At 68.9% G+C, this 26,367-nt stretch carries 24 protein-coding genes; 4 read left to right on the top strand and 20 right to left on the bottom strand.

Going from position 1 to position 26,367, the window contains the following annotated elements; translation table 11 throughout:
- The 3 genes from VFU06_01280 to VFU06_01270 all read right to left on the bottom strand — a co-directional run.
- A partial coding sequence (locus VFU06_01280; GenBank protein HEU5208014.1) for a prephenate dehydratase domain-containing protein occupies positions 1-189 on the bottom strand: 189 nt, incomplete at its 3' end.
- A 225-nt stretch (positions 190-414) separates the two neighbouring features.
- The gene (locus VFU06_01275; GenBank protein HEU5208013.1) at positions 415-1,230 is read right to left on the bottom strand and encodes an alpha/beta hydrolase; all 816 of its coding nucleotides are present in this window, start codon (positions 1,228-1,230) and stop codon (positions 415-417) included.
- Between the two features lie 878 nt (positions 1,231-2,108).
- Positions 2,109-2,273 carry a hypothetical protein gene (locus tag VFU06_01270; protein HEU5208012.1) on the bottom strand — a complete coding sequence of 55 codons (165 nt, stop codon included), beginning with the start codon at positions 2,271-2,273 and terminating at the stop codon, positions 2,109-2,111.
- Positions 2,274-2,463: 190 nt separating this feature from the next.
- Here VFU06_01270 and VFU06_01265 point away from each other — a divergent pair, with 190 nt between their 5' ends.
- A complete protein-coding gene (locus VFU06_01265) occupies positions 2,464-3,798 on the top strand; it encodes an amidohydrolase family protein (protein HEU5208011.1) in 1,335 nt (444 codons plus the stop codon).
- A gap of 160 nt (positions 3,799-3,958) precedes the next feature.
- Here the strand turns inward: VFU06_01265 and VFU06_01260 are convergent, their stop codons facing one another.
- The 7 genes from VFU06_01260 to VFU06_01230 all read right to left on the bottom strand — a co-directional run bounded on the left by VFU06_01260 (position 3,959) and on the right by VFU06_01230 (position 14,120).
- A complete protein-coding gene (locus VFU06_01260; protein HEU5208010.1) occupies positions 3,959-5,536 on the bottom strand; it encodes an alkaline phosphatase D family protein in 1,578 nt (525 codons plus the stop codon).
- 137 nt (positions 5,537-5,673) lie between these two features.
- A complete protein-coding gene (locus VFU06_01255) occupies positions 5,674-7,773 on the bottom strand; it encodes a S9 family peptidase (protein ID HEU5208009.1) in 2,100 nt (699 codons plus the stop codon).
- A gap of 172 nt (positions 7,774-7,945) precedes the next feature.
- Positions 7,946-8,812: an SDR family oxidoreductase gene (locus VFU06_01250; protein HEU5208008.1), complete on the bottom strand. Its 867-nt coding sequence runs from the start codon at positions 8,810-8,812 to the stop codon at positions 7,946-7,948.
- A gap of 183 nt (positions 8,813-8,995) precedes the next feature.
- On the bottom strand, positions 8,996-9,559 hold the full coding sequence (locus tag VFU06_01245; protein ID HEU5208007.1) for a hypothetical protein: 564 nt from the start codon (positions 9,557-9,559) through the stop codon (positions 8,996-8,998).
- 112 nt (positions 9,560-9,671) lie between these two features.
- Complete coding sequence (locus VFU06_01240) at positions 9,672-10,976, bottom strand: citrate synthase (protein HEU5208006.1); 1,305 nt, start codon at positions 10,974-10,976, stop codon at positions 9,672-9,674.
- 188 nt (positions 10,977-11,164) lie between these two features.
- Positions 11,165-11,497, bottom strand: coding sequence for a TraR/DksA C4-type zinc finger protein (locus tag VFU06_01235; protein ID HEU5208005.1), 333 nt, complete (start codon positions 11,495-11,497; stop codon positions 11,165-11,167).
- Between the two features lie 220 nt (positions 11,498-11,717).
- Positions 11,718-14,120: an ABC transporter permease gene (locus VFU06_01230; protein HEU5208004.1), complete on the bottom strand. Its 2,403-nt coding sequence runs from the start codon at positions 14,118-14,120 to the stop codon at positions 11,718-11,720.
- Between the two features lie 299 nt (positions 14,121-14,419).
- On the opposite strand from VFU06_01230, the gene VFU06_01225 reads away from it, so the two are divergent.
- Complete coding sequence (locus VFU06_01225) at positions 14,420-15,262, top strand: TIGR02587 family membrane protein (protein ID HEU5208003.1); 843 nt, start codon at positions 14,420-14,422, stop codon at positions 15,260-15,262.
- Between the two features lie 10 nt (positions 15,263-15,272).
- Complete coding sequence (locus VFU06_01220) at positions 15,273-15,707, top strand: hypothetical protein (protein HEU5208002.1); 435 nt, start codon at positions 15,273-15,275, stop codon at positions 15,705-15,707.
- 76 nt (positions 15,708-15,783) lie between these two features.
- On the opposite strand, the gene VFU06_01215 is transcribed toward VFU06_01220, so the two are convergent.
- Positions 15,784-17,157, bottom strand: coding sequence for an MATE family efflux transporter (locus VFU06_01215; protein HEU5208001.1), 1,374 nt, complete (start codon positions 17,155-17,157; stop codon positions 15,784-15,786).
- Between the two features lie 129 nt (positions 17,158-17,286).
- On the opposite strand from VFU06_01215, the gene VFU06_01210 reads away from it, so the two are divergent.
- Complete coding sequence (locus VFU06_01210) at positions 17,287-17,745, top strand: pyridoxamine 5'-phosphate oxidase family protein (protein HEU5208000.1); 459 nt, start codon at positions 17,287-17,289, stop codon at positions 17,743-17,745.
- An 84-nt stretch (positions 17,746-17,829) separates the two neighbouring features.
- Here VFU06_01210 and VFU06_01205 read toward each other — a convergent pair whose 3' ends face one another.
- The 9 genes from VFU06_01205 to VFU06_01165 form a co-directional block, all read right to left on the bottom strand.
- Positions 17,830-19,065 carry a TIGR04053 family radical SAM/SPASM domain-containing protein gene (locus VFU06_01205; protein ID HEU5207999.1) on the bottom strand — a complete coding sequence of 412 codons (1,236 nt, stop codon included), beginning with the start codon at positions 19,063-19,065 and terminating at the stop codon, positions 17,830-17,832.
- A gap of 533 nt (positions 19,066-19,598) precedes the next feature.
- Positions 19,599-20,030: an alternative ribosome rescue aminoacyl-tRNA hydrolase ArfB gene (gene arfB / locus VFU06_01200; GenBank protein ID HEU5207998.1), complete on the bottom strand. Its 432-nt coding sequence runs from the start codon at positions 20,028-20,030 to the stop codon at positions 19,599-19,601.
- Positions 20,027-20,206 carry a hypothetical protein gene (locus VFU06_01195; protein HEU5207997.1) on the bottom strand — a complete coding sequence of 60 codons (180 nt, stop codon included), beginning with the start codon at positions 20,204-20,206 and terminating at the stop codon, positions 20,027-20,029. The genes arfB and VFU06_01195 overlap by 4 nt, the downstream gene beginning before the upstream one ends.
- Before the next feature lie 60 nt (positions 20,207-20,266).
- The gene (locus VFU06_01190) at positions 20,267-21,376 is read right to left on the bottom strand and encodes an ABC transporter permease (GenBank protein HEU5207996.1); all 1,110 of its coding nucleotides are present in this window, start codon (positions 21,374-21,376) and stop codon (positions 20,267-20,269) included.
- Complete coding sequence (locus VFU06_01185) at positions 21,373-22,491, bottom strand: ABC transporter permease (protein ID HEU5207995.1); 1,119 nt, start codon at positions 22,489-22,491, stop codon at positions 21,373-21,375. Before VFU06_01185 ends, VFU06_01190 begins: the two co-directional genes overlap by 4 nt.
- A gap of 8 nt (positions 22,492-22,499) precedes the next feature.
- Entirely contained in the window at positions 22,500-23,429 is a 930-nt protein-coding gene (locus VFU06_01180) for an ABC transporter ATP-binding protein (GenBank protein ID HEU5207994.1), read from the bottom strand.
- Positions 23,426-24,364: an ABC transporter ATP-binding protein gene (locus VFU06_01175; protein ID HEU5207993.1), complete on the bottom strand. Its 939-nt coding sequence runs from the start codon at positions 24,362-24,364 to the stop codon at positions 23,426-23,428. Before VFU06_01175 ends, VFU06_01180 begins: the two co-directional genes overlap by 4 nt.
- A gap of 4 nt (positions 24,365-24,368) precedes the next feature.
- Complete coding sequence (locus VFU06_01170) at positions 24,369-25,370, bottom strand: HlyD family efflux transporter periplasmic adaptor subunit (protein ID HEU5207992.1); 1,002 nt, start codon at positions 25,368-25,370, stop codon at positions 24,369-24,371.
- A partial coding sequence (locus VFU06_01165) for a TolC family protein (GenBank protein HEU5207991.1) occupies positions 25,367-26,367 on the bottom strand: 1,001 nt, incomplete at its 5' end. The genes VFU06_01165 and VFU06_01170, both read right to left, overlap by 4 nt.

Genomic DNA, 26,367 nt, shown 5'->3' with positions numbered 1-26,367 from the left:
GGCGAACGTTGCGCACGGCACGCACTCCACCCCGGCGCCGAAGTGTGCCAGCGCCGCCTCTTCACTGAATGCACCGGGCGCACCCTGGAATGCGACGCGCACCTGCGGTACCCGCGCGTCAGGTGAAACCGCGCCTCCGCGCGTGTGCGCGCTGCCGCGTGCTGCTTGCCAGGTCGATGGTGCCGGCATGATCACCTTCCGGATCGGAAACTGCTGGGCACAAAAAAACGGCCCGTGGAAACCCACGGGCCGTTCGCGATTCGATGTGACGCAGCGTCAGTGCATACACCTTCGAGCGCGACCCGTGGCACGGGTCCCGGTAAAGACGTCGAAGGCAAAGAAGCACGCGTTCTGCTGCATGGCGTCAGTGTAAGCGGTCGACTGGCGCGGCCGCAATGCCCCTGGCGGATTCCGTCATGCCAGGACGTGGACGATCGCGCGCGCGAGCAGTCGATCGAGCGCCGCGTTGAATGCGGCGGGCCGCTCCAGGTTGGGCATGTGGCCCACGCCCTCCAGCCAGAGCAGCTCCGAGCCCCGCAGGCACTTGTGCATGTGCTCGGCGTCGTCGCGCGTCGTGAACGCGTCCTCACTGCCGACCACGACCAGCGCGGGCAGGTTCAGCATCGCGAGCGTGCCGCTGTAATCCGGTCGTTCCGCCCGTCCGCGCAGTGCCGCTGCGGCCCCTTCCGGTGCCGTTGCACGCATCATGGTCAGCACGTGCTGCGCGACGTCCGGCATCTGCTCGATGTGGCGCGGCGCGAGCATCTTCGGCAGCGCCTCGGTTGCGTACGCGTCCATGCCCTCGCGCAGCAGCCGGTCCGCCATCTCGTTGCGACGCCGTTTCCCTTCCTCCGTCTCCGCCTGCGGGAACGTGGCGGCCAGCAGCATCCCGCGGACCCGCTCGGGAAACAGCTGCGCGAACGACATCACGATCTGCCCGCCCATGGACAGCCCGCCGATCACGACGTCCTGGATGCGCAGGTGATCGAGCAGTGCGGCGAGGTCGCGGGCAAAGACGTCCAGCCTGGTAACGCCCGGCACCACACTGCTGGCCCCGTAGCCCCGCAGATCCGGCGTGATGACGCGCCAGCCACGATGGAGCGGGTGCTTCACCTGCGGCTGCCACATCGAGCGATCGAACGGATGGCCGTGGACGAGGAGGAGCGCGTTGGGGCCGGCGCCACTGTCGTCGTAGGCGATGTCGACCTGGTTGACGAAGGCTCGTGGCACCGGCGTCTCCCGGCTGGCGGTCACGGACGAGGGGGTCTGATCATGTGACGAGCGGAGGGGATGATGTGTGACGGGGGAGTCCGGGTTCCGGGCGAATGGCCGCGCGGGACGCGGCAATGCCGGCGGGCCGATCTGCGCGGGTTTCGCGGGGTGCGCGCCACGGCGCGGCGGATCTCTGCGGAACTCCAACCGCCTGCCACCGGCGCGGTGGGCGGAGCCGGCGCCAAGGGCGCATCAGCCTCGGATGCCCGATACTGCGCCAATCGCTGCAGCGGGAGCTGACGATTGTCGTGCGGCAGGGCCTATGGCCCGCTGCAGCGCCAATCGCTCAGGATGCCACGGGCCGTGTGTCGGATTATCGGGCGTATAGCCCGATAGCGCGCCAGGCGTCTGCGTGCGGGGTGACGTGTGTCAGATTATCGGGCTTGCGGGCCGGGCGCGCCCACGCCCCAGCCGAGCACGCCGAGTCCGCGCGTCAGGCGCCGACGCCCGGATGACGCGCGTCCGATTTGCGGACATGCGTCCCGATCGCGCGTCAGGCGCCGGGGCGCGGGGCTACGCGTGTCGAATTGTCGGGCGTATAGCCCGGTAGCCCGGCAGGCGCATGGGTGACGTGCGTCGGATCATCGAGCATGCGGCCCGATGGCGCGCCAGGCGGCGGCGAACGAAATGACGTGTGTCGCATTATCGGGTGCACAGCCCGATAGCGCGCCAGGCGCGCGCGGGCGGAGTGGCCGTGTGTCGGATTGTCGGGCGGATAGCCCGATAGCGCGCCAGGCGCCGGCGTGCGGCCCGACGCGTGGCGCACTGCGGGGGATCGATGCCGCGACGGCGGCCGCGACCGCCGACCGCCACCGCGACGGATCGACTCGATCCCCTTACTTGTCGGACGCCTCGTCCTTCTTCTGCACGTCGCGGGGCCGCAGCGGCGGCTTTCCGGGCTTGTCCTGTTTCGGCTCTGGCGGCAGTCCGCTCTGGTGGCGGGAGCTCGCGGTATCGTGCTCGCGCTGCTCGGGGTCGGTGGTCGGCGGCTTGTCGGGCATGTGCTGCTCCTCGGGCGGCGTTGAGTGGTTCCGTCTGCTGCGTTTCGAATGCAAGCGACGCGCCGCTCACCCATGCCATTACGGCGTTCTCCTCATGCGAGCGGACCGTGCCACGCGCGAGTTGCCCGGCCTGGTGCAGCCCTCTATCGTAGCTGCACTGCGGCAACGCTTCCCCACAACACGGATGCTCATGATGCGACGCTCCCTCCTCGCGGCAGCGCTGCTGGCTGCCGCTGCACCGATGCAGACGCTGGCACAGAGCGCGGCACCAGGCGACGCGGCAGCCACGATCGCGATCCGGGCCGGTGCCCTGTTCGACGGCACGGGCGAGGCGCTGCAGCGGAACGTGACGATCCTGGTGCGCGACGGTCGCATCGTCGACGTCGGGCCGAACGTGACCATTCCGGCAGACGCGGAGCGCATCGACCTGTCAGGGTGGACGGTAATGCCCGGCTTCATCGACCTGCACACGCACATCACGGGTGGTCCCGAGGACCTCGCCGCGCCGCCGGGCTCGTTCCTGTACACGACCTATCCGGAGTACCCGGTGCTGAAGGGCGCGGTCAATGCGCGCACCACGCTGCTTGCAGGCTTCACGACGATCCGCGACCTGGGTGCGCCGGCGACGACGGCGCTTGCGCTGCGCGATGCGATCGACAACGGGCTCGTGCCCGGCCCGCGCATGGTCACCGCGCTCGGGCTCGGCACCACGGGCAGCCACTGTGATCCCACGACCGGGATCCTGCCCGGGCACGTGAACGTGGACGCATCACGCGAGCGCGTGTACGACGGGCCCGCCGCGGCCGCGTCGGCCGTGCGCGCCGCGGTACGTGATGGTGCGGACGTGATCAAGGTGTGTGCGACGGCGGGCGTGCTGTCGATGACCGACGAGATCGGCCCGGCGCAGATGACACCGGAGGAGCTGGAAGCGGTGATCTCCACGGCGAGGATGCTGAACCGCCGCGTCGCTGCGCACGCACACGGCATCGAGGGCATCCGCAACGCGGTGCGTGCCGGGATCACGACGATCGATCACGGCAGTGTGCTGGACGAGGAAATCCTCGAGGAGATGAAGGAGCGCGGAACCTGGCTCGTCCCGACGATGATGGCGTTCGAGGGCGCGATCTCGATGGCGAAGGCGGGCGTGCTGCCACCGGGGCCGACGCAGAAGGCGCTCGCGATCGAGCCGCTGGTGAAGGACTCGCACCGGCGCGCGATCCGGGCAGGCGTGCCGATCGCATTCGGCACGGATGCGGGCGTGTTCGCGCACGGGCTGAACGCGCGCGAGTTCCAGCTCATGGTCGAGGCCGGCATGTCACCGGCCGCTGCGATCCTCGCGGCCACACGCAATGCGGCCCGCGCGCTGGGCCGGGACGAGGAACTCGGCGCGGTGCGAGCCGGCTTCCTCGCCGACATCGTGGCCGTGCGCGGCAACCCGCTCGAGGACATCACATTGCTGCAGGATATCGGCTTCGTGATGAAGGGCGGCGTGGTCTACAAGCAGGACGGCCCGCCGATCACGTGATGGACGGCGGGTGTGACCGCGCCCCCCCTACCTGCCGGGGTGATTTTCAGTTCGGGTGGAGCGCGGCCGGCCGACCTGCCCGGGTGATTTCAGGTCGGGTGTGAGCGCGGCCGCCCGACCTGCCGGGGTGATGCTCAGGACAGGATCCCGACCCGCCGAATCACCCCTGCACCCCCGCCCGCCCCGCCTCCACGACGAAGCTCGCGTCCGTCGCGATCGGTGCGCCCGGCCGGGACACGTACGGCACCAGCCGGTAATCCGACGTCCAGCGCTCCGGCGTCACGGTGCAGCGGACGTAGCCGCGCAGTGCATTGAAGTACTTCATGTGCGGCGTGCTCGCGCGCAGCGCGCGCGTGTTGTCGTCCATGTCGCGGCCGTCACCGCCGGAGGTGATCGACGTGCCGACGAACTCGGTCGCCAGCGGCGCGGACGTCGGGTTGTCGAGGTCGGACGGCAGGTCGGCGACCCAGCTCACGTGCACGTCGCCGGTGATGATCACGGGATTCGATACGCAGCCGCCGCGGATCGCGGCGATCACGCGCTCGCGCGTGGCGGCGTAGCCGTCCCACTTGTCCATGTCCTCGACGCGCACGCCGTCGCGCACGCGCATCTGCGGCACAAACGGGACCTGGTTCGCGAGCACGTTCCAGCGCGCGCGGCTGGCGCAAAGCCCGTCGAGCAGCCAGGCCTCCTGCGGGGCTCCGAGAATGGTGCCGGCCGGATCGAAGCGCGCCGCGCAGTCCGCGCGCACGCCGTCGCCGCACACCTGGTCGGTGCGATACTGGCGTGTGTCGAGCACGTTCAGTGCGAGCAGGTCACCGTATGCGAAGCGGCGGTAGAGCCGCAGGTCGGGTCCCGCGGGCATCGCGCTGCGGCGCAGCGGCATGTGCTCGTAGTACGCCTGGTACGCGGCCGCGCGCCGCTGCAGGAAGACCTCCATCGGCGAGCCGGCCTGGTCGAACGCACCTGCGTAGTTGTTGTCCACCTCGTGGTCGTCCCACGTCACCACGAACGGCAGTGCTGCGTGCACCGCCTGCAGGTCGGGGTCCGTCCTGTAGAGCGCGTAGCGCGTGCGGTACTCGTCGAGCGTGAGCGGCTCCGCGTCGCCATGGGAGCGCACGCGTTCGGCGAGGATGCTCTCGTAGATGTAGTCTCCGAGGTGCACGACGAACGCGACGTCCTCGTCGGCGAGGTGGCGGAGCGCGGTGTAGTAGCCCTGCTGGTAGTTCTGGCAGGAGACGAACGCGAAGGCGAGCCGGTCGGGCGCTGCATCACGCCCGGGTGCCGTGCGCGTCCGCCCGACGGCGCTCGACACGCCGTCGTAAAGGAACCGGTACCAGTACACGTGATCCGGTTCGAGCCCGTCCACCTCCACGTGCACGGAATGCGCGAGCTCCGGCACCGCGAGCATGTCACCGCGCCGCACGACGCGGCGGAACCCGTCGTCGCTCGCCAGCTCCCACTGCACCGGCACGCGCGCGGGCGGCATGCCGCCGCCGTTCAGCGGATCCGGCGCAAGCCGGGTCCACAGCACGACCCCGTCCGGCGTCGGGTCGCCGGAGGCGACGCCCAGCGTGAACGGATACGCAGCGAGCGGCACGACGGCGTCGCTGCGCCGTGCCGCGCAGCCGCCCAGCAGGATGGTTCCCGACGCCGCACCGAGCAGCCCGAGGAATTCGCGGCGTGTGGGTGCGCGGCGCAGCCAGGCCTGCAGCAGCTCGCGCTCGCCGGGGCTCACGAGGTGCTCCGGCCGCCGCTGCCCGTGGTGGCCTTCACGGTCGCTTGCTCACGAGCTGCGCCGGCCGCCGTTGAACTCGGTGGACCTGACGGTCGCGCCCTCACGGTCGCGCCCACCACGAATGCCCGCGGCGGACCTCACGGCCGCCCGCTGACCTGCTCCGTCACGCGCTCACGTCCGCGCTCATCGAACGTGCCCCACTGCCGGTACCAGTCCATCATGTAGAGCTGCGTGCGGATCCAGTTGGACGGCTGCGAGCCGGTGCCGTGGTACTCGTTCTCGAAGCGCAGCAGCGCGGACGGTACACCGCGCATCCGGAGCGCGGCGTAGTACTCCTCGCTCTGGGGCATGGGCGTACGCAGATCGAGGATGCCGGTCATGACGACCGTTGGTGTCTTCACGTTGCCGACGTACATGAGCGGCGACTGCTTCAGCCACGGCTCCGGGTCTTCCCAGAACGGCTTGTCGAAGAAGTTCGCGGTGAAGTACGGCACGTCCGTGTGTCCCAGGAACGACAGCCAGTTGGTCACGGGGCAGCGGACCGACGCGGCCTTGAAGCGGTCGGTGTGACCGATCACCCAGCTGGTCAGCACGCCGCCGCCGCTGCAGCCACCGACGAACATGTTCTCGCTGTCCACGAACCCGGTCGCGAGCGCGGCATCCACGCCCGCCATCAGGTCGTCGTAATCGACGCTCGGGTATGCGCGCTCGATCGCGTTGCCGAACGCGGTGCCGTAGCCCGTGCTGCCGCGCGGGTTGGTGTACAGCACGACGAAGTCATTGGCCGCAAAGTTCTGGAACATCGGGTTGAAGCCGACGTTGTACATGCCGTGCGGTCCGCCGTGGATCTCCATGATCAGCGGATAGCGGCGCGTCGGATCGAAGCCGGGCGGCCGGACGAGCCAGCCCTGCACCTCGGTGCCGTCGGCGGACGTGAAGCGCAGCTCCTGGAGCTCGCCCAGCCGGACCCCGGCGAGGACGTCGTCATTGACGTGCGTGAGCTGCGTGCGGCGCTCCGGCTGGCGCAGCGTGAAGCGTACGACATCCGTCGGCTGCGTCGCGGTGGTAAACACCCCGACGGCCGTGCCATTGCGTGCCACGGACGCGAGCTGGAGCATGTGCGCGCCGTCCGTGAGCTTGCGTGCGCCCCCGGAAAGCGGCGCGTAATAGAGGTTGCTGGTGCCGTGGTCGGCGGCGGTGAAGTAGATGCCGTTGCCGTCGGATGCCCAGGTGATGTCGCCCGGGTCGCGGTCGAGGTCGGCACTCAGTGCCCGCAGGTCGGAGCCGTCTGCGTTCATCACATAGAGTGAGGACGCGCGGTAGCTCATGCGGCTGTACGGATCGCCGCTGAACGCGATGCGGCGGCCATCGGGTGAGACGACCGGCGACGTCCACGTGCCGCGCTCGGGCGTGAGCTGCTGCACGTTGCCGGTCGCAACGTCGATGCGGTACAGGTACGCGTCGCGGTAGATCGTATCGGGATTCGCGACGCGCAGTCCCTCCACCACGATTGCACGACCGTCCGGCATCCAGTCCCACGACACGCCGCCAGGCTGCCCGTCGAAGCGCGCGCCGACGCTCCAGTCGCCGGGCGTCACGTCGCGCGGTGTACCGCCATCGGCCGGCACGACGAAGAGGTGGGTGTACGCGGGATCGAGGTAGCCGCGCCGGTCGGCGCGGTAGTGCAGCGTCCGCACGACGCGCGGCGCCTTCGTCCACTCCGCGTTCTTCGGTGCCTTCGGCATGTCGATCGGCCACGCCGCGCTGTCCGGCGTCGGCACCGTCATCGCGAAACCGATCCACTTCCCGTCCGGCGACCAGCGCAGGCTGCCCGGCGACTGCTCGAGCCGCGTGACCTGCGTCGGCTCGGGTGCATCCAGGTAGCGCACGAAGATCTCCGCCCCGTCGTCGCCTGCGTCCGCGACGTACGCGATGCGGCTGCCGTCCGGCGACCACTCCGCGCCGCTGCCGTCAGTCAGGAAACGGTTGCGACCGCCGTCCGCATCCATGATCCAGAGACTCGAGCGCCGACGGTCCTTGACCTTGTCGATCGAGCCGCGCACGTACACGATCTGCGAGCCGTCGGGGGAGATGCGCGGGCTGGAGACGGTCTCGAGGTCGAGGTAGCGCTCGACCGTGAACCGCTCGTCGATAGCACTCTGCGCGGCGACCGCGCACGGGACCAGGGTAACGCCGGCACACAGCAGCAGCGCCCGGCGAAGACGGGGAGTGCGCATACGGTCCTCCGGTGGGGCGGAAGAAATGGTCGGAATCAACCGTCAGTTTGTGCCGGGGCCCGCCCGTCGCACAAGACGCCCGGGATGCGAAGTCACGGCCAGTGTTCCGGTGAACGAGAATACATGCGCCCCGCAGGCTGCGGATCCGGGTAGAGACGCGCAGGCGCGCTCCTCATGCATCAAGCTCCGGATTCAGGCGCATCCGCGCGAACTCGTCGACGCTCGTCAGGTCCACGCCGAATGCCGCCGCGGTCGCTTCCATCGGAATGGGCGAGTCGTACGTCTCGAGCGCGGCAGCGAGCATGACCACGGGCTCGGGCAGTCCCGCGATCGGCTCGCCGGGTGCGACGCTGTTCACGGGGATGTCCACGCCCGCGGCACGGGCATAAGCGGCAACGACGTCGCGCAGTGTCAGTGCGGAGGGCCCGCCGATCAGGATGGTCCGGTTGCGCGCCGCCGGGTAGCGCACGGCCGCGACCGCAAAGGCCGCGACGTCGCTCTCGGCGACGAACGAGTGCCTGCGCCGCGACTCGCCCACGAGCGTGACCGGCTGGCCTGCGAACAAAGGCGCCTCGATCAGGGCCGAGAACCACACGTCCATGAAGGCATTGGCCTGCAGGATGGTATACGTCAGGCCGCTTTCGCGCAGTGCCTTCTCCGCGGTGCCCTTGGCGCGGAACACCGGTACGGGATGCTCTGGCGAGGCGCCCACCGTGGATACGAAGACGACGTGGCCCACGCCCGCTTCCCGTGCCGCGTCGACGAGGTTCAGGTTCCCCGTCAGGTCGACGTTCTCGATGGCGTCATCGTTCCGCTTGGACGCGCTCGCCGTCGTGATCAGCACGCGCGCGCCCGGCAGTGCGCGTGCAAGGGTCTCGGGTTGCGTCAGATCGCCGTACATGATCGGCACGCCCGTGCGCTGCAGCGCCACATGGTCCGAGGTCGGGCGTACGAGTGCGCGCACGCGCTCACCGCGCGCGTGCAGGCCCTCCGCGATCTTCCCGCCGAGGCTGCCGGTCGCTCCCGCTACGACGATCATGATGGCCTCCTGCTGGAATGGGCTGGTCGCACATGCCGCACCTGCAATCCTCACCCGAGGCACCCGTCGCGCCAGCGTCAGCACGATCGTCCCTGCTACGTCCGGGTCCTGCCGATCCGTCCGAGGTGTGTGTCCTGGAAGCGCGATCAGGCGCCCTGGCCACGCCGTCGGCCGGCCGGCTGCTCATGCGAGCTCCAGGAACAGCATCCCGATGTACATGGCGAAGCCGGCCAGCGCGATGATCGTGATCGCATAGTGTACACGTTCGCGCGTGCTGGCAAAGCCGATCGCCGAAAGACCGACGAACGCGAGGCGGAAGGCCGGATCGGCGTCGAGCTGGATGAAGCCGCGGATCGCGCGCTCCTGGGCGAGGCTGGCGAGGGGCAGCAGGGCGAAGAGGCCGTAGAACCAGCGGCGGTGCTCGTAGTAGCGGGCGCGCAGGTCGACGATCTCCTCGCGGTCGAAGTCGGGCGACAGCAGCACGCTGACCATGAAGGCAATGGTGGGCAGGGCGAGCAGCAGCGCGAAATCGATGAAGCTCCATTCCGGCACCGTGCGCAGCTCGAACACGGCCCACCAGATCTGGATGTGGATCAGGAACAGCAGCACCAGCATCAGCAGCGCCGGCAGGTAGAACCGGACGGCGGAGCGGTAGCGGACGAGCTGCGCGGCGGTCGCCATGACGTGCGAAAGGCCGAGGCCCAGCACGATCGAGATCAGCACGGAAAGGTACTCGAACTCGCTCATGGTCGCGGGAAGGGAGTGATCGGCCTGGTGGTGAAGTCGCTGCGCCGGCGGATGCGAGATCGTATCCCGGCGGCATCGCGGACCCGCGCGAGGCGGGCCCACGAGCGGGATGCTACCGCCGCGCCATCTTCACGTATGCCTGCTCGTCCTCACCCGTGTAGACCTGCCGCGGGCGGGTGATCTTCTGGTCGCTGTCCTCCAGCATCTCCTGCCACTGTGCGAGCCAGCCGGTCGTGCGCGCGATGGCAAAGAGGACGGGGAACATGTCGACCGGGAAGCCCATCGCCTGGTAGATGATGCCCGAGTAGAAGTCGACGTTCGGGTAGAGCTTGCGCGAGACGAAGTAGTCGTCCTCGAGTGCGATGCGCTCGAGGTCCATCGCCAGGTCGAGGAGCGGCGACTTGCCCGTCACCTCGAGCACGTCGTCGGCCATCTTCTTCAGGATGCGCGCGCGCGGGTCGTAGTTCTTGTACACGCGGTGCCCGAAGCCCATCAGCCGGAACTCGCCCGCCTTCACGCGCTTTATGTACTCGTTCACGTTCTTCCGGTCGCCGATCTCGTGCAGCATGCGCAGCACCTGCTCGTTGGCGCCGCCGTGCAGCGGGCCCCAGAGCGCGGCGGTGGCCGCAGCGACGGACACGTACGGATCGGCGTGGCTGCTGCCGACGTTGCGCATTGCGCTGGCGGAGCAGTTCTGCTCGTGGTCGGCGTGCAGGATGAACAGGACGTCGAGCGCCTTCTCGAGCGTCGGGTTCGGCCGGTACTCACGCTCGGTCATCCGGAACATCATGTTCAGGAAGTTGCCGGCGTAGCTGAGGTCGTTGTCGGGATAGATGTAGTGGCGGCCGATGGAGTGGCGGTAGGCGAAGGCGGCGATGGTCGGGACCTTGGCAATGAGCCGGATGATCTGCCGCTTCCTGTTCTCCGGGTCACTGATATCGCGCGACTCGGAGTAGAACGTGGACAGCGCCGCCACGGTGCTCACGAGCATGCCCATCGGGTGGGCATCGTAGTGGAAGCCCTCCATGAACTTCCGCATGTTCTCGTGAATCAGCGTGTGCATCGTGATCTCGTGCGTCCACTCGTCCAGCTCCTGCTGGCTGGGCAGGTGGCCGAACAGGATCAGGAACGCCGTCTCGAGAAACGTGCTCTGCTCGGCGAGCTGCTCGATCGGGATCCCGCGGTAGCGCAGGATGCCCTTGTCGCCGTCGATGAAGGTGATCGAGCTCCTGGTCGACGCCGTGTTCATGAACGCGGGGTCGTAGCTCAGCAGCCCGAAGTCCTCGTCGGACGACTTGATCTTGCGCAGCTCGGTGCCGTTGATGTAGGCGCCGTACTCCGGGTAGGTGCCGTACTGGATCGGAACCTCGTACGAGCGCCCGGTGCGGTTGTCGGTGATGGTCAGTGTGTCAGGCATAGTTCTTCGCGGTTGCTGTTCGGTCCGCGCAACATAGCCGCACCGGGGCGGCCGCGCGACCGGCGGCCGACGGACAGGACGAGGGGTGTCGCCCTACGCGGCAGGCTTCTTCTACTCACCTCCGGAATGCGACGAGGGGCGCCGCACCCCCCTGCAGCGCCCCCGCGTCACGAGCCCGGCCCGAATTGTCAGTTATCGGTGCAGTCCCGGCAGGTCTCGATTTCGGGCAGGACCTCGAGCCGCTCATGGGCAATCCGGTCGCCGCAGCGGGTGCAGAGGCCGTACGTCCCCTTTTCCACCCGGACCAGCGCCAGCGCGAGCGCGCGGGCGCGGCCGGCGCCGAGATCGCGCAGCGTCCCTGTCAGCTCGAGGTCATCGCTGGTCTCCCAGGGGCGGCGGACGCCGTCGGACGCGCGGCCGGCCATCCATCCGGCCACGGCCTCGTCGCCGCTCGAGATGGTGCTGATCTGCCGACGGAGCTCCTTCTCGAGGCGCTCCCGTGCTTCTGCCGGTGTGATCATCGATCTCCACGTCTGGGTGTCAGTGCGTTCATCGCCGGACGGGTAAGATAACGACTTCCTGTCCTGTCGCCCGTTACAGCTTTGTAATGAACGCGCGAGCAGCCGGACTCGGGACTGCCGGTGAGCGGCCGCGGGTCAGGCGGCGGCGCCGTGCTGCGATCCCCGGGTGGAGCTGGCAGGAGCGTGCGGCGGCGTGTTCGGCCGCCGCACGCCCGGACGTTCATTCCGCGCGCAGCGCGATGTTGGGGTCGACGCGGGTCGCCCGGCGGGCCGGCACGAAGCAGGCAAAGAGCGCGGCCGCGACGAGGAACGTGATGATCGACGCGAACACGACGGGGTCACGCGGGTCGACCTCGTAGAGGACGATGGCGAGCAGGTTGCCCAGGGCCGCGGCGATGCCGAGGCCGAGCGCGATGCCGATTGCGATCTGGACCATGCCCTGCCGCAGGACCATCGTGAGGACGTCGCGCGCCTGCGCGCCGAGGGCCATGCGCACGCCGACCTCGCGGGTGCGCTGCGCGACCGACGTCGCCATCACGCCGTAGAGGCCCACGCCGGCGAGGAACAGGGCCGCGCCGCCGAACACCATGAAGAGCACACCGAACACGGAGTAGAACCAGTAGCTCCGATCGATCGCGTCCTGCAGCGTGCGCACGAAGTAGATCGGCAGGTCGGCGTCGATGGCGTTCACCACTCCGCGCACCTGCTGCGTCACGGCGAGCGGCTCGCCGCGCGTGCGTGCGGCGATCGAGAAGAACTGCGGCGGCGCCTGCGCGAGCGGAGTGTAGACCGCCTCGCGCACGTCGTTGTCGAGACCGCCTTCGAACATGTCGGGGACCACACCGACGACCGTGATCCACGGCGCGTCGATCTCCCGGCCGAAGCGCATGCGCCGCCCGATCGGTGAGTCGCCACTGAAGAACTTCGTTGCGAACGACTGGTTGACGATGGCGACGCGCGGCGCATCCATCCGGTCCTGGTCGCCGAACGCGCGCCCTTCGAGCAGCGCGACCTGGAACGTCTCGAAGTAGTTCGGCGCGATCGTGTTGCCGCGCACGAACGGGAGCTCCCCCTCCAGGTCGTATTCGACGCCCTCGATCCGGACCTCCGGCCCGCCCGATCCGAGGCCGGGCAGTGCCGTGAGCAGCGTCGCGCTTTCCAGCTCCGGCATCTGCTGCAGCCGCTGCAGCAGCTCGCGCTGCATGTTGTCGCGCGCGATCGAGTCCGGGTAGGCGGCTTCCATCAGGGCGACGCGCGCCGTGAAGATCTGCGTCGGGAAGTTCAGGTCGATGGTCTTGAGCTGCGTCACGCTCTTGATCATGAGACCCGCGCCGATCAGCAGCCCGCAGGAGAGCGCGATCTCGAACACGACGATCGCCTTGCTCATGCGCCCGAGCCGGAAGCTGGAGGAGCCGCGACTCTCGTCCTTGAGGATCTCGTTCACGTTCGCGCGCGCCGCGTGGTACGCCGGGATCGCTCCCGAGATCAGGGCCGCGATGCCAGTGACGGCAAGCGCGAACAGGATCGCGGCGCTGTCGATGCGGATGTCGATCCAGTAGGGCGGGTTCGTGTCGGCAATGGCCGCGTTGAAGATGCGCACGCCGGTCCAGGCGAGGAGCAGGCCGAGCAGGGCGCCGGCACCGGCAAGCAGCAGCGCCTCGGCCATGAACTGCGCCACGATCCGCATCTTCGATGCGCCCAGTGCGGTGCGGATGCCGACCTCCTTGGTGCGCGTCGCGGCGCGGCTCATCAGCAGGTTCGCAACATTGGCACACGCGATCAGCAGCACGAAGAACACCGCACCGAGCATCGTGTACAGCATGTTGATCGGCTCCTCGCCGATATACTCCTCGGTGAACGGCTTGATGATCGGGGAGATGCCCTCGTTGGTCTGCGGGTACTCCGCGGCGAGCCGCTGCGTGATGCCGCTCATCTCCACCATCGCGCGATCGATGGTCACACCCTCGCGCAGCCGGCCGAGCACCTCCAGTGTCGTCCCCTCACCGCGCTTCAGCTCGACCGGGTCCAGCCGGAGCGGTACCCACACCTGCTGGTTGAACGGGAACAGGAAGTCCTCGGGCATCACACCGGCGATGGTCGCCGGCTCGCCATTCACACGGATCACGCGACCGACGATCTCCGGATCCGCCTCATAGCGGTCCTGCCACATGCGGTAGCCGATCAGCACGGTCATCGGCTCCGCGCGCGACGTCTCCTCCTCGCGGAACAGCCGGCCGTGGATCGGGCGCACACCGAGCAGCGCAAACGTCGACGGCGTGATGAACGCCCCGTCGTAGCGCTCCGGCACCCCGCGATCCGCGACGTTCACCGTGCCGGCGTACCACGCGCCCAGATCCACGAACGACTGGCGCTGCTGCGCACGCCAGTCGGTGAAATCGTGGATCGTGACCTCCATGCTCTCGATGCCGCGCGACGGCTGCGACCGCTCGAGGTGCACCAGCTGATCAGGTCTGTCGAAGGGCAGCCCACGATGGATCGCGCCGTAGATGATGCTGAACATCATCACCGTGAGACCGATACCGAGCGTGAGCGCGAGAACCGCGAAGAGCGAAGGACCCGGATTCTTCCGGAGGACGCGGAGACCGACTTTGAGGTCGTTCATTGGTGCCTGCGCGTGGGGAAAAGGGGAGCGTACTGAGGAGGTCGTACGGGGAGGCGCGGCCGCCGGTTTCCAGTCTTTGAACCTGCGGGTTGTGGGCGGTGGGGGGAGCGAGGTGGGTGGCGGACACTTCGGGACTTCCTGACTGCGGGCGGCTGGGCATGGGGTGGTGGGCGCCCCCCATCGCCCGCTGCCCGCACTTCGACCCGGTTTTCCCGCCGCCCATCTCGCGCCCCCACCGCCCAGATCCCGCAGTTCCAGCATTTGGGTTGGCACACGCCCTGCCTCGCCAGCCGGCCGTCATGGACGAGCGAAGCCGGAAGTACCTGAAAGCGCTGTCCCGCGCGTTTGCGGGGGCGGTCATCTTCGGAATTCCGATCATGATGACCATGGAGACGTGGTCGCTGGGGGCGACGCTGGAGCGGGAGCGGCTGCTGGCGTTTCTGGCGTTCGTGCTGCCACTGCTCGTCGGGCTGGCGTACATGTCGGGGTTCGAGAAGGCGCAGGGGCGTCTGCAGGTGGTGCTCGATGCGATGACGGCGTACCTGGTCGCGCTGGTTGCGGCGACGTTCGTGCTGCTCCTGTTCCGCGTCGTGTGGAGCGGGATGTCGATGAGTGAGATCGTGGGCAAGCTGGTGCTGCAGGCATCGGCCGGGAGCTTTGGAGCGGTGCTGGCCCACGGGACGCTGGCGGGCGGGGAGGAGGAGGACGAGGACGGCGGGGGCGGCGAGCACAAGGAGGACGAGGAGCGGCCGGGCTACTTCGCTGAGCTGCTGCTCATGAGTGCGGGTGCACTCTACCTGGCGCTGAACATCGCACCGACGGAAGAGGTCCAGCTCATTGCGGCACGCATGGGCGCACCGCTCGTGCTCGCGCTCATGGTCGTCTCGCTGCTGCTGATGCACGCGTTCGTCTACGCGGTCGAGTTCCGGGGGCAGGAGGCGGCGCCGGAGGGCACGCCGATGTGGAGCATCGTGCTGCGGTTCACGATCGTCGGGTACGCGCTCGCGTTCCTGATCTCGCTCTACGTGCTCTGGTGCTTCGGGCGGGTCGAGCACGTGACGGCGGCGCCGGCGCTGATGATGGCCGCGGTGCTCGGGTTCCCCGCTTCTGTCGGTGCGGCGAGCGCACGACTGATCCTGTGAGGCGGGCGTGATGGCACAAGGGCGAAGCAGCAGCGGCAGGGACGGCGATCGCGATCCGGGCAAACACGGAGACCAGGAAGGCGTTCCGCTGATCCAGTGGATCGTGTCGGGCATCGCCGTGCTGGTCGTGCTCGGCTCGTTCGGGCTGATCGCGTATGACGGGTTCATTGCGCGCAGGGGTCCACCCTCGATCTCGGTTGCCGTGGACTCGATCGGACGCACCGGCGCGCTGCACCGTGTGCACGTCACGGTTCGCAATGACGGCGGCTCGGCCGCGGCGGACGTGCAGGTGAGCGGTGAGCTGGACGCGGGTGCGTCGCCCCCGACCATGGTACTGCTCGACTACCTGCCGGCGGGTTCGCGTGAGGCCGCGGTGTTCGTCTTCACGCGGGATCCGCGGGAGGCCGGACTGCGGGTCAGGGTGGAGAGCTGGAACGAGCCGTAGCAGCCATGCGTCGATGGCCGGCCCGGAGACCGTATCCCCGGGTTTGGCCGGGAGACCGTACCCCCCGATACAGCCGTCAGCCGCCTGCGACCGGTGGTGCGCCGGGGAGGCGGCGGACCTGCCCGCGCCAGAGCAGGCGGCGCACGCGGAGTGCGAGCATCACTGCCACGGCAGCGAGCCCGGCGGAGAGTCCGATCCACACGCCCACGGGTCCGAGCGCGGTGCGGAAGCCGAGCATCAGTGCGACGGGCACACCGACGCCCCAGTAGCCCACGCCACAGACGATCATCGGGATGCGGGTGTCGGCAGCGCCGCGCAGCACGCTGACGCCTGCGACCTGCGCGCCATCGAAGAGCTGGAACGCAGCGGCCACCATGAGGAGCTGGGCGCCGAGTGCGACGATGGCGGCGTCGCTGGTGTACAGGCGGATCAGCGATTCGCCCATCACCACGAAGAGCAGCGCGCACAGTCCCATGAAGCCGACTGCGAGCGTGTAGGTCGCGAGGACCGTCCGTCGCATGGCGCCGGTACGCCCTGCGCCGATGTGCTGGCCGACATGGATCGATCCGGCGAGCGAAACGCCGAGTGCGACCATGAAGGTGGTGGACGCGATGTTGATGGTGACCTGGTGCGCCGCCAGCTCCAGTGCGCCGACCCACCCCATCATGACCGCGCCGAACGCGAACAGGCCGACCTCGAGGCCGAACTGCGTACCGACGGGTGCACCGATGGTGATGATCCGACCGAGGAGCGCCGGGTCGAGGCGGCGTCGCACACCGCGGAAGGGGTGCAGGTCGCTGCGCATCACGACGTAGACGGCGAGCCCGATGAACATCACCCAGCGCACGATCGTGGTCGCGTAGCCGCTGCCGGCCAGTCCCATCGCGGGGATGACGTCGCCAACGCCGTAGATGAGCACGCGGTTGGCGACGACGTTGAGTCCGAGTCCCACGAACGTGAACACCATTGCGGGCCGCGCGAAGCCCATCCCCTCGAGGTACTGCCGGTACGCCATGAAGAGGAAGACGGCGGGAACCGAGCCCGCGAGCGCGCGCAGGTACTCGCCGGTCGGCGCGGCGACCTCCGGTGCCTGCCCCAGCATGAGCGCAAGCTCGTGCCCTGCGAGTGAGACGAGGATCACGGGAACGCTGAGCAGCGCGGCGAGCCACATGCCCTGCACGAGCGTGCGGCGGACCTGGATCCGGTCTCCGGCCCCGAACGCCTGGCTGATCAGCGGGGCCATGCCCACGATCACGCCAACGGAGATCGTGACGAAGAACTGGTGGATCGCGGAGCCGAGGCCTGCGGCGGCGAGCGGGGTCGCGCCGAGCGGACCGACCATGATGGTGTCGGTCGTGTTCATGCCGACCTGGCCGACCTGGCTCACGATGATCGGCGCTGCGAGGCGCAGCAGCGAGCGAAGCTCGGCGAGGTATCCGGTTCGATTCATGGGGCGTGGAAGAAAACGGAATCGGGCGTGGTCTGCCAGTGGCGCCGGCCATCTTGCGATCCGGGGCGCGACCGGCCTATTGATGCCTCCCCAGGTCAACGAGGTGCGCGTGCACTGGAAGGGGTAGCAGTGAGTGAATCGCAGGGCGGCGGCCGGCGCGGCGCGGCGCGCGTGCTGGACGACAGCGAGATGCGCGCGGTGGTGGGACGCAACTACTGGGGCGTGCTGTCGACGGTGGACCCCGAGGGGCAGCCGTATGCAGTGCCGATCATCTACGGCTACGACGGCGCGTTCTACTCGGTGCTGCGCGACGGCCGGAAGCTGGCGAACATCGACGCCAATCCGCGGGTGTGCATGAACGTCGTCGAGGTCGAGCAGATGGCGAAGACCTGGCGCAGCGTGCTCGCGTTCGGCACGGCCGGCTGGGTCGAGGACGACGACGGCATGGGGGCGGCGATCGAGGTCATGCGCGCGCAGTATCCCGGACAGCCGACGCGCTCCGGCGGCAGCATGGACGCGCTGCGGTCGCAGGGGTTTCGCGTGATGAAGCTCGTCGTGAGCGAGATGACGGGCAGGGCGCAGGAGTAGCGATGTGCCGGGGCGGTGCCGGCACACCCGAACCCGGACCGCTCCCCCAGCAGTACGGGCTCGAGCATGCCGGACACCGCACCCTTACGTCTGGTGCACAGGCAGCCCGCGCGTCCAGCGGTTGCGGCGCGCGAAGTAGGTGTCCACGTCCTCGACCATTCCCTCGTCCAGCATCCGCTGCCACTTCGGCGGGATGTGGGCACAGAAGGGCTCGGCCTCCATGTAGTCGCCGGTCATCGCGAACGCGCGTGCGCGGCTGCCACCACAGACCGGGCGATACTCGCAGACGTTGCACTTCCCCTTGAGCTGCGTGCGGTCGCGCAGGCGGCGGAACAGCGGCGCATTGCGGTACACGTCGACCAGGTCATCCCTGCGGACATTGCCTGCAGCGACCGGCAGGAAGCCCGACGGGTAGATGTCGCCGAGGTGGCTCACGAACATGAAGCCGTCGCCGTCGTTCACCCCGCGGGCGCGACCGATGCCGTCCTTTTCGGAATGATGCAGCCCTGAAGTCAACGGCGACGGTGCCGCAGTACGTTCCCCGCTGCGCCGCTCGGCCACCTGTCGTTCGAGCACCACCCGCGAGTACTGCGGCGCCGCCGTTGCCTTGATGTCGAACGGCGCCGTCTTCGACAGGTCGTACAGCTTGTTGAAGACCTCCTCGAACTCCGCCGCGCTCGCCACGTCCTCCGGCTTCGCGCGACCCATCGGCACCAGGAAGAAGACCTCCCAGAACACGATGCCGACATCGGTCATCAACTGCATCAGGCTGTCGATGTCGTCGATGTTGTGCCGGCCGATGACCGTGTTCACCTGCGTGGTCATGCCGATCGCCTGCGAGTCGCGCAGGATCCGCAGCCCCGCATCGAAGCTGCCCTCGACACGCCGGAACGCGTCATGGATCTCCGGGTTGGAGCCATCGAGCGACACGGCCACGCGTGAAAGCCCCGCATCCTTCAGCCGCTGCAGCATCGTACGGTCGGTCAGGTCCGTCGTCGCGGGCGTCGCCGCCATGCGCAGGCCCAGGTTGGCGCCGTACTCGACCAGCTCCACGATGTCCGGCCGGCGCATGCAGTCGCCGCCGCTGAAGACGAAGATGATCGGGCCGAAGTCGCGGATGCGCGTGAGCATCTGCTTCGCTTCGTCGGTCGTCAGCTCGTCCGGGTGGCGGTCAGGCACTGCGGAGGCACGACAGTGCTTGCAGGCGAGGCCGCAGGCCTGGGTGGTTTCCCAGATGACGAGAAAGGGGGACTGGTCGAAGTCGACGGGTGGACGGCCGTTGCCGTTGCCCTTGCTGCCGTGTCGGTGCGGATGTGCCATGTCGATCGTTTGGTGGTTCGGGGGACGATCGGTTGCTGGTTCGGAAGATGAGGCGGCGGCGGGGATGGATCAGTCGGGGGAAAGGGACAAGCTTGTGGGGAATTGTCCCACAGGGGGTCTCGATGGCTCGGGCTCGGGACGATTTCACCGCTGAGGCGCGGAGGGCGCTGAGTTTTCATGCAGAGCCCGAGTTTTCACGCAGAATCCGAGTCTTTCACACAGAGTCCGATTCTTTCACACAGAGTCCACCACGGGCACAGCGTACACAGTGGCCTCGCGGCCAGCCGTGGGTTCGACGCACCGAAGCGCCAATTCTGGTAGTGGTTCGACGAGATCGAACGTGCGGGGGTGCCGGAAACAGCGACGCACCGCGAAGCAATTACAGAATGTAATGTCTGAGTGCGCGCAGGAGATTCGCTGGCGCGACGAACGCACGCTGTGACCTCTGTGCTCCACTGTGACCGCTGTGTGAAACCAACTCAGCGCCCTCCGCGCCTCGGCGGTGAAAAAATGCAGTTCACCGGCCCCGCCAGCTAATCGAAGGACGGCCGCTCGCGCTGCTTCTTCACTTCGCTGCGCCGCTTCTTCTGCTTGAGTCGGTTCTCCTTCGCGGACTTCGGCGGGCGCGTCCGCTTTCGCGGCCGTTGCGTGCGGAGTGCCCAGGCGAGGAGGTCCTGGAAGCGGGCGGTGACGGCCTCACGGTTCTGGTGCTGGCTGCGGCTTTCGCCGGCGACCAGGCGGAGCGTGCCGCTGTCGTCGATGCGGTTGGCGAGCTTCTGGAGCACGCGTGTGCGCTGCTCGTCCGTGAGCGCGCTGGTGCCGGCGATGTCCCAGGTCAGCTCGACCCGGGTGGCGGAGGTGTTCACGTGCTGGCCGCCGGGGCCGCCGCCGCGTGTGGCCCGGAAGGTCAGCTCACTGCGCGGAACGGCGACGCCGCCGGCGATGCGTATGGCGTCGGATGTCACGGTGTGGTGTCTGTCGTGCTGCCGTGGCCGGTCATCTTCCGCCAGATCCATACGATGAAGAGCACGGCGCCGATCAGCAGCAGCACGTGCACCAGGAAGCCCATGACGCCGAACACGATCTTGGCGACGACCCAGAGCGCGATCAGTACCAGTGCAAGTGTCAGGATGGAGCTCACGATGTCCTCCGGTCGGGGTTTGCGAGTGTCACTGCGACGAGCGGTCAAGAAATGTACCGGTCATGACACGTAGCGGGCGAAGCGCCGGACGGCCAGCCAGAGGATGCTCACGGCCATGAGCGCGAGTATGCCCAGTTCCGGCAGGATCTGGAGCAGACCGTCTCCCTTGAGGAAGATGCCGCGCACGATCTCGAGGAAGTGGCGCAGCGGGTTCAGCAGGGTGATGGCCTGGAAGACGTCGGGCATGGTGTGCACCGGGTACATGAAGCCCGACAGGATGGCGGTCGGCAGGAAGAACAGGAACATGCTCATGAAAGCTTCCTGCTGCGTCGTCGACACGGTGGAGATGAAGAGTCCGATACCGAGTGCGGTCACGATGTAGACGGCCGATGCGACGACCAGCGCGATGGCCGAGCCGCGGAACGGGATGTCGAACCAGGTCAGCGAGACGGCGACGACGAGCACCAGGTCGATCAGCGCAATGGCGGCGACAGGCAGTGTCTTGCCGAGGATCAGCTCGCCGGGCGTGAGCGGGCTGACCATGAGCTGATCCAGCGTGCCCAGCTCGCGCTCACGGACCACGGCCAGCGCGGTGAGCAGCAGCGACATGAGCATCAGGATCGTGCCGACCACGGCGGGGATGTTGTAGACCCGGCTTTCGAGGTCCGGGTTGTACCAGGCGCGGGCGCGCACGTCGATGCCGGCGGGCACGGCGCGCGGCACCGCCTCGGCGCCGAACTGCTGGATGATGCGTGCGGCATATCCCTGCGCGACCGTCGCCGTGTTGGAGTTGGTGCCGTCCAGCAGCACCTGCACGCGCGCGCCGCCTGCGTGCAGCCGCTCGCTGAAATCGGGTGGAATTTCGAGGCCGATGCGCGCGCTGCCACGATCGAGGGCGTGCATCAGGTCCGCAGAGCGGTCGGAGCTGCCGGTGACCCGGAACCAGCCGCCGGCCGTGAAGGCGTCCACCAGCGCGCGACTCTCGGCGCTGACGTCGTGATCGACGATGTACAGGGCGGTGTTCTGCACGTCCGTATTCACCGCGTAGCCGAACAGCACGAGCTGCAGGATGGGCGACGCGAACACGATCCGCTTGGAGCGCGGGTCGCGGAAGATCTGCCGCCACTCCTTGCGCAGCAGGCTGCGGACGCGCGGCCAGGAGATGCTCATCGCGCGATCTGCTTGCGGAACGTGAGCGCGGCGAGGCCGAGCCCGATCGTCGCGAACAGGATCATCGAGAGGCCCTGCGCCCAGAGCGCCTCGATGCCGACGCCCTTGAGGAAGATGCCGCGCGTGACGGTCACGAAGTAGCGCGCGGGCACGATCGTCGTCACGGCCCGCAATGCGACCGGCATGCTCGCGATGTCGAACAGGAATCCGGACAGCAGCAGCGCCGGCAGGTACGTCGCGACCATGGCGACCTGCATTGCGAGCACCTGGGAGCGCAGGGCCGCGGAAATGAAGATGCCGAGGCCGAGCGCGCCGACGAGAAAGAGCAGCGTCATGCCGCCGAGCAGGAGCGCACTGCCGCGGAACGGCACGCCGAAGACGACGATGCCGGCGATCGTCGCCACAGTGACGTCGAGGATACCGATCAGCACGTACGGCAGCAGCTTGCCGATCACGACCTCGAGCCGGTGCACGGGCGTGGCGGCGAGCTGCTCCATGGTGCCGCGCTCCCATTCGCGTGCGATCGTGAGCGCCGTCAGCATGGCCGCGATGATCGACATGATGACGGCAATCAGCGACGGCACGATCATGTTGCGGCTTTCCAGTGTGGGGTTGTACCACACGCGCACGTCGGACTGGACAGGTGCGCTCACGCGACGCCCCTGCAGCAGCACCTGCTGCGAGTGCTGCGTGAGGATCGCGTCCGCATAGCTGAGCGCGATCGTGGCGGTGTTCGCGTCCGCTCCGTCGAGCAGGAGCTGGACGGGCGCGGGGCCGCCACTCGCGAGACTGCGCTGGAAGCCGGGCGGGACGACGAGCACCGCGCGCACGCTGCCGGTGCGGATCGGCCCGTCGGCGTCGTCATAGCGGCCGAGGTGCTGCTCGACGTGGAAGAGCCCGCCCGCGGTGAGCGCGTCCACCAGCTCGCGACTCGCGCGGCTGCCGTCCTGGTCGAGCACGGCCAGCGGGATGTCGTCGATGTCCCACGAGATCGCGTAGCCGAAGAACAGCAGCAGGAAGAGCGGCAGCACGAATGCCAGGATCATGCTGCGCCGGTCGCGGCGGAGCTGGATCCATTCCTTGCGTGCGATCGCACCGAGACGCACCGGGTCCATGTTGTGCCTCAGCCTTCCACGGCGCCGCCCTCGCGGCGCACCAATCCGACGAACACGTCCTCCAGCGACGCCTGCACCTGCTGCATCCCGCCCAGTTCCTCGCCCTGCGCGGCGAGGGCTGCGCGCACACTGGACTCGGCGGTGGCGACGTCGCCTGCGACGATGTGCACCGCACGACCGAACATCGCTGCGTCCTCGATCCCGGGCGCCGCGGCGAGCGCCTCGACGACGCGCGGCGCATGGGCTGTCTCGAGCGTGAAGATGGGGCGATCGTAGCCGGCGCGGAGGCGGGCGGGCGTGTCGAGCGCGATCAGGCGGCCGCGGTTCATCAGTGCGAGGCGGTGGCAGTACTCCGCCTCCTCCATGTAGTGCGTGCTGACCAGGACGGTGGTGCCGGCGCGAGCGAGCGTGTCGATCAGGTCCCAGAACGCACGGCGCGCCAGCGGGTCGACTCCCGACGTCGGCTCGTCCAGGAACAGGATCGGCGGCTCGTGCAGCACGGCGCAGCCGAGTGCGAGCCGCTGCTTGTAGCCGAGCGGCAGCTCCGCCGCGGGCTGCCGCTCGTCGCCCTGGAGACCGGCCAGGTCGAGGACCCAGTCGCGACGTTGCTCGAAGCGTGCGCCGTGCACGCCGTAGAGGCCGCCGTACAACTCGATGTTCTCCTCCACCGTGAGGTCGCCGTAGAGCGAGAACTTCTGGGACATGTAGCCGATGCGTGCGCGCAGTGCCGTGCGATCCGCGACGACGTCGAGGCCGGCGACGCGCGCGCTGCCCGCCGTGGGTGCGAGCAGTCCGATCAGCATGCGGATCGTCGTCGTCTTGCCCGCCCCGTTCGGCCCCAGGAATCCGAACACCTCACCCGGCTCGACAGTGAAGCTGACACGGTCGACCGCGGTGAAGTCGCCGAAGCGACGGGTCAGATCGACGGCCTCGATCACGCTGCCTGCTCCTGCCGCGCAACGCGATCGATGAAAACGTCCTCGAGCGACGCCGGGATCGGCTGCGCATCGAGCACGTGCAGCCCGGCGGCGGTCAGGGCATCGACGAGCACGGTGGTATCGCCTTCCTCTGCGAGCACCGCGTGCACGGCATCGCCGAACAGAACGGCGGAGCGGACGCCAGGCAGGGTGCGCAGGACGTCGCGCGCACGCCGCGGCCGATCCGTGCGGATCGCGACGAGCGGCGCCGCGAATGCACGCTGCAGCGCGAGCGGCGAGTCGAGGGCGAGGACGTGGCCGTGGTCGAGCAGCGCAACGCGGTCGCAGCGCTCCGCCTCGTCCAGGTACGACGTCGACACGACGATCGTTGTGCCCTCGGCCACCATCTCGTGCAGGATCAGCCACAGGTCGCGGCGCGAGATCGGATCCACGCCGAAGGTGGGCTCGTCGAGCAGCAGCACGCGCGGGTGGTGGATCAGCGCGCAGCACAGCGAGAGCTTCTGCTTCATGCCGCCCGAGAGCTGACCGGCGAGTCGGTGCTGGAACGGCTCGAGTCGCGAGAAGTGCCATAGGCGTGGCAGTCGCTCGCGCCGCTCCTGCCGCGAGACGCGGTACAGGTCCGCATAGAACTCGATGTTCTCGCGCACCGTGAGGTCCTCGTACAGTCCAAAGCGCTGCGCCATGTACGCGATGTACGGCTTCACGCGCTCGGGTTCGCTCGCGATGCTGACGCCCTCGACGTGTGCGTCGCCGGATGTCGGCGGCAGCACGCCGGCGAGCATGCGCAGCGTCGTCGTCTTGCCGGCGCCGTCAGGACCGACAATGCCGAACAGCTCGCCGCGTGCGACGTCGAAGCTCAGCGCATCGACGGCAACCGTCTCACCGAAGCGGCGCGTGAGCGTGCGCACGGCGATCGCGGGGCCGGTGGAGGTCATTCGCTCAGTCCTGCTGCCGTGCGTCGCTGACGAGCACCACGTCCGCCGGCACGCCGGGCTTGAGCGCGAGTGCGTCATCGCCGGCGATCTGCACCTTGAGCGCGTACACGAGCTTCACGCGCTCCTCCTCGGTCTGCACGTTTCGCGGTGTGAACTCGGCCTCACTGGCGATGTGCACCACGCGGCCGGTGAACTCGCTGTCCGGGTGGCTGTCCGTCGTGATGCGTGCGGGCTGACCGAGTGAAACGCGACCGACACGATCCTCGCGCACGTAGATCCGGACCCAGCGGTCGGCGGGGTTCATCAGTGTGACGACCGGCTGCCCTGCACCGACCGTTTCGCCCGGCTCGCGGTGGCGCTCGGTCACGACGCCCGCGAACGGAGCGACGATCTTCGCGTTGGAGAGCGTCGCATCGACCTGAGCGACGGCGGCCTGCGCTGCCGCTACCTGCGCGCGTGCCGCATCGATGCGCTCGCTGCGCGGACCGCTCTGCACGAGCTGGAGCTGCTCGCGCGCCTGCGAGGCCTGCGAGCGCGCGACGACGTGCGCCGTCTCGACCCGCTCCAGTGCCTCGCGACTCACCGCGCCGCCGGCCTCCAGGCGACGCGTCCGCTCGAAATCACGCCGTGCCTCCTCCAGCTTCTGGTCCGCCGCGGCCACTGCGGCGCGCGCCTGCGCCAGCTCCTCCGGGCGCGCGCCCCGCTCCAGCTCCGCAAGCTGTGCACGTGCCGTCTCGAGCTGCGCGACCGCTGCCGCGCGGCGCGCGTCCAGCTCCGCGACGTCGAGCTTTGCGAGCAGCGCGCCCGCGCCGACACGTGCGCCTTCCTCCGCATTCACCTCTGCAATGCGGCCCGGTGCCTGGAAGCCCAGGTCGGCGGTGGTCGCTTCCACGGTGCCCGACGCCTCGAGCGTGTCGCTCGCGGAAGCGGAGCGGCCGAACAGCAGCCACGCCGCCAGCCCGAGGAGGAGGACGACGGCAACCGCAATCGGGATCCTGCGTTTCATTGTCCACGCTCCAGTGTGTTCTCGAGCCAGGCCGACGACAGCTCGCCCGTGATCCGCGCGATCTCGATGCGCGCGAGCAGCGCGACGTGCCGCGCTTCCGTCAGGGTCGCGCGCGTGCGCAGCAGCTCGGCTTCCGCGGCCAGGTAATCGGTCTGCACGCCGGCACCCTCCTGCAGCGCGAGCAGCTCGACGCGCACGACCTCCTGCTGCTGCGCGAGGGCCACTTCCAGTGCGAGCACGCGCGCGAGTGCGCCGGTGAGTGACGCAGTCGCACGATCCGCCTGGTGCTCGATGTCGCGTGCGACGGCTTCGGCTTCCGCACTCGCGGCGCGCGCTTCCGCCGCGGTGCGCTCCGATTCGCGCGCGCGTGCGCCGCCGGTGAACAGCGCCCAGGAGAGCTGCACGCCGCCCTGCCACTCCCAGGACATGTCACCGGCGCCGCTGCCGTATTCGTTGTAGCGCCCGGCGAGGTCGACGCGCGGAAGCCAGCCCGCCCGGGACTGCGCGTGCGCAGCGGATGCGGCAGTTGCGCGGGCGCGCGCCGCACGCAGCTCGGCACTGGCCTCGATCGCGCGTGCGGCAGCGGCTTCGGGATCCGGCGCGTCGGGTGTCGCAATGCTCGATGTTGCGGGCTCCGACGGCACACCCGTGAAGCGCTCGAGGTCCGCGAGCGCGACGTCCCGCTCCGCCGCAGCGGCCGCGGCGTCGGCGTCCGCGCGTGCCAGCGCCGCCTCGATGCGCAGCATCTCGACACGCGCGACCTTGCCTTCCGCCAGCAGCTGTGCCACGCGCTGCCGCTCCGCCCGCAGCGCCTCCTGCTGCGCGTCGTACGCGTCGAGCAGGTCGCCGGCGAGGCGGGCGCCCAGCCACGCCGAGGCGGTGGCTGCGATGAGTGAGCGCTCCGCCGACGCACGCTGCGCCAGTGCGACGTCCTGCAGCGCGTCCGCCTGCCGGATGCGTGCACCTCGCTCACCGCCGTCGAACAGCGTCCAGAGCG

The organism is Longimicrobiales bacterium (genome assembly GCA_035764935.1).
Lineage (GTDB): Bacteria > Gemmatimonadota > Gemmatimonadetes > Longimicrobiales > RSA9 > DASTYK01.
This window is presented reverse-complemented; position numbering and strand designations above follow the sequence as displayed.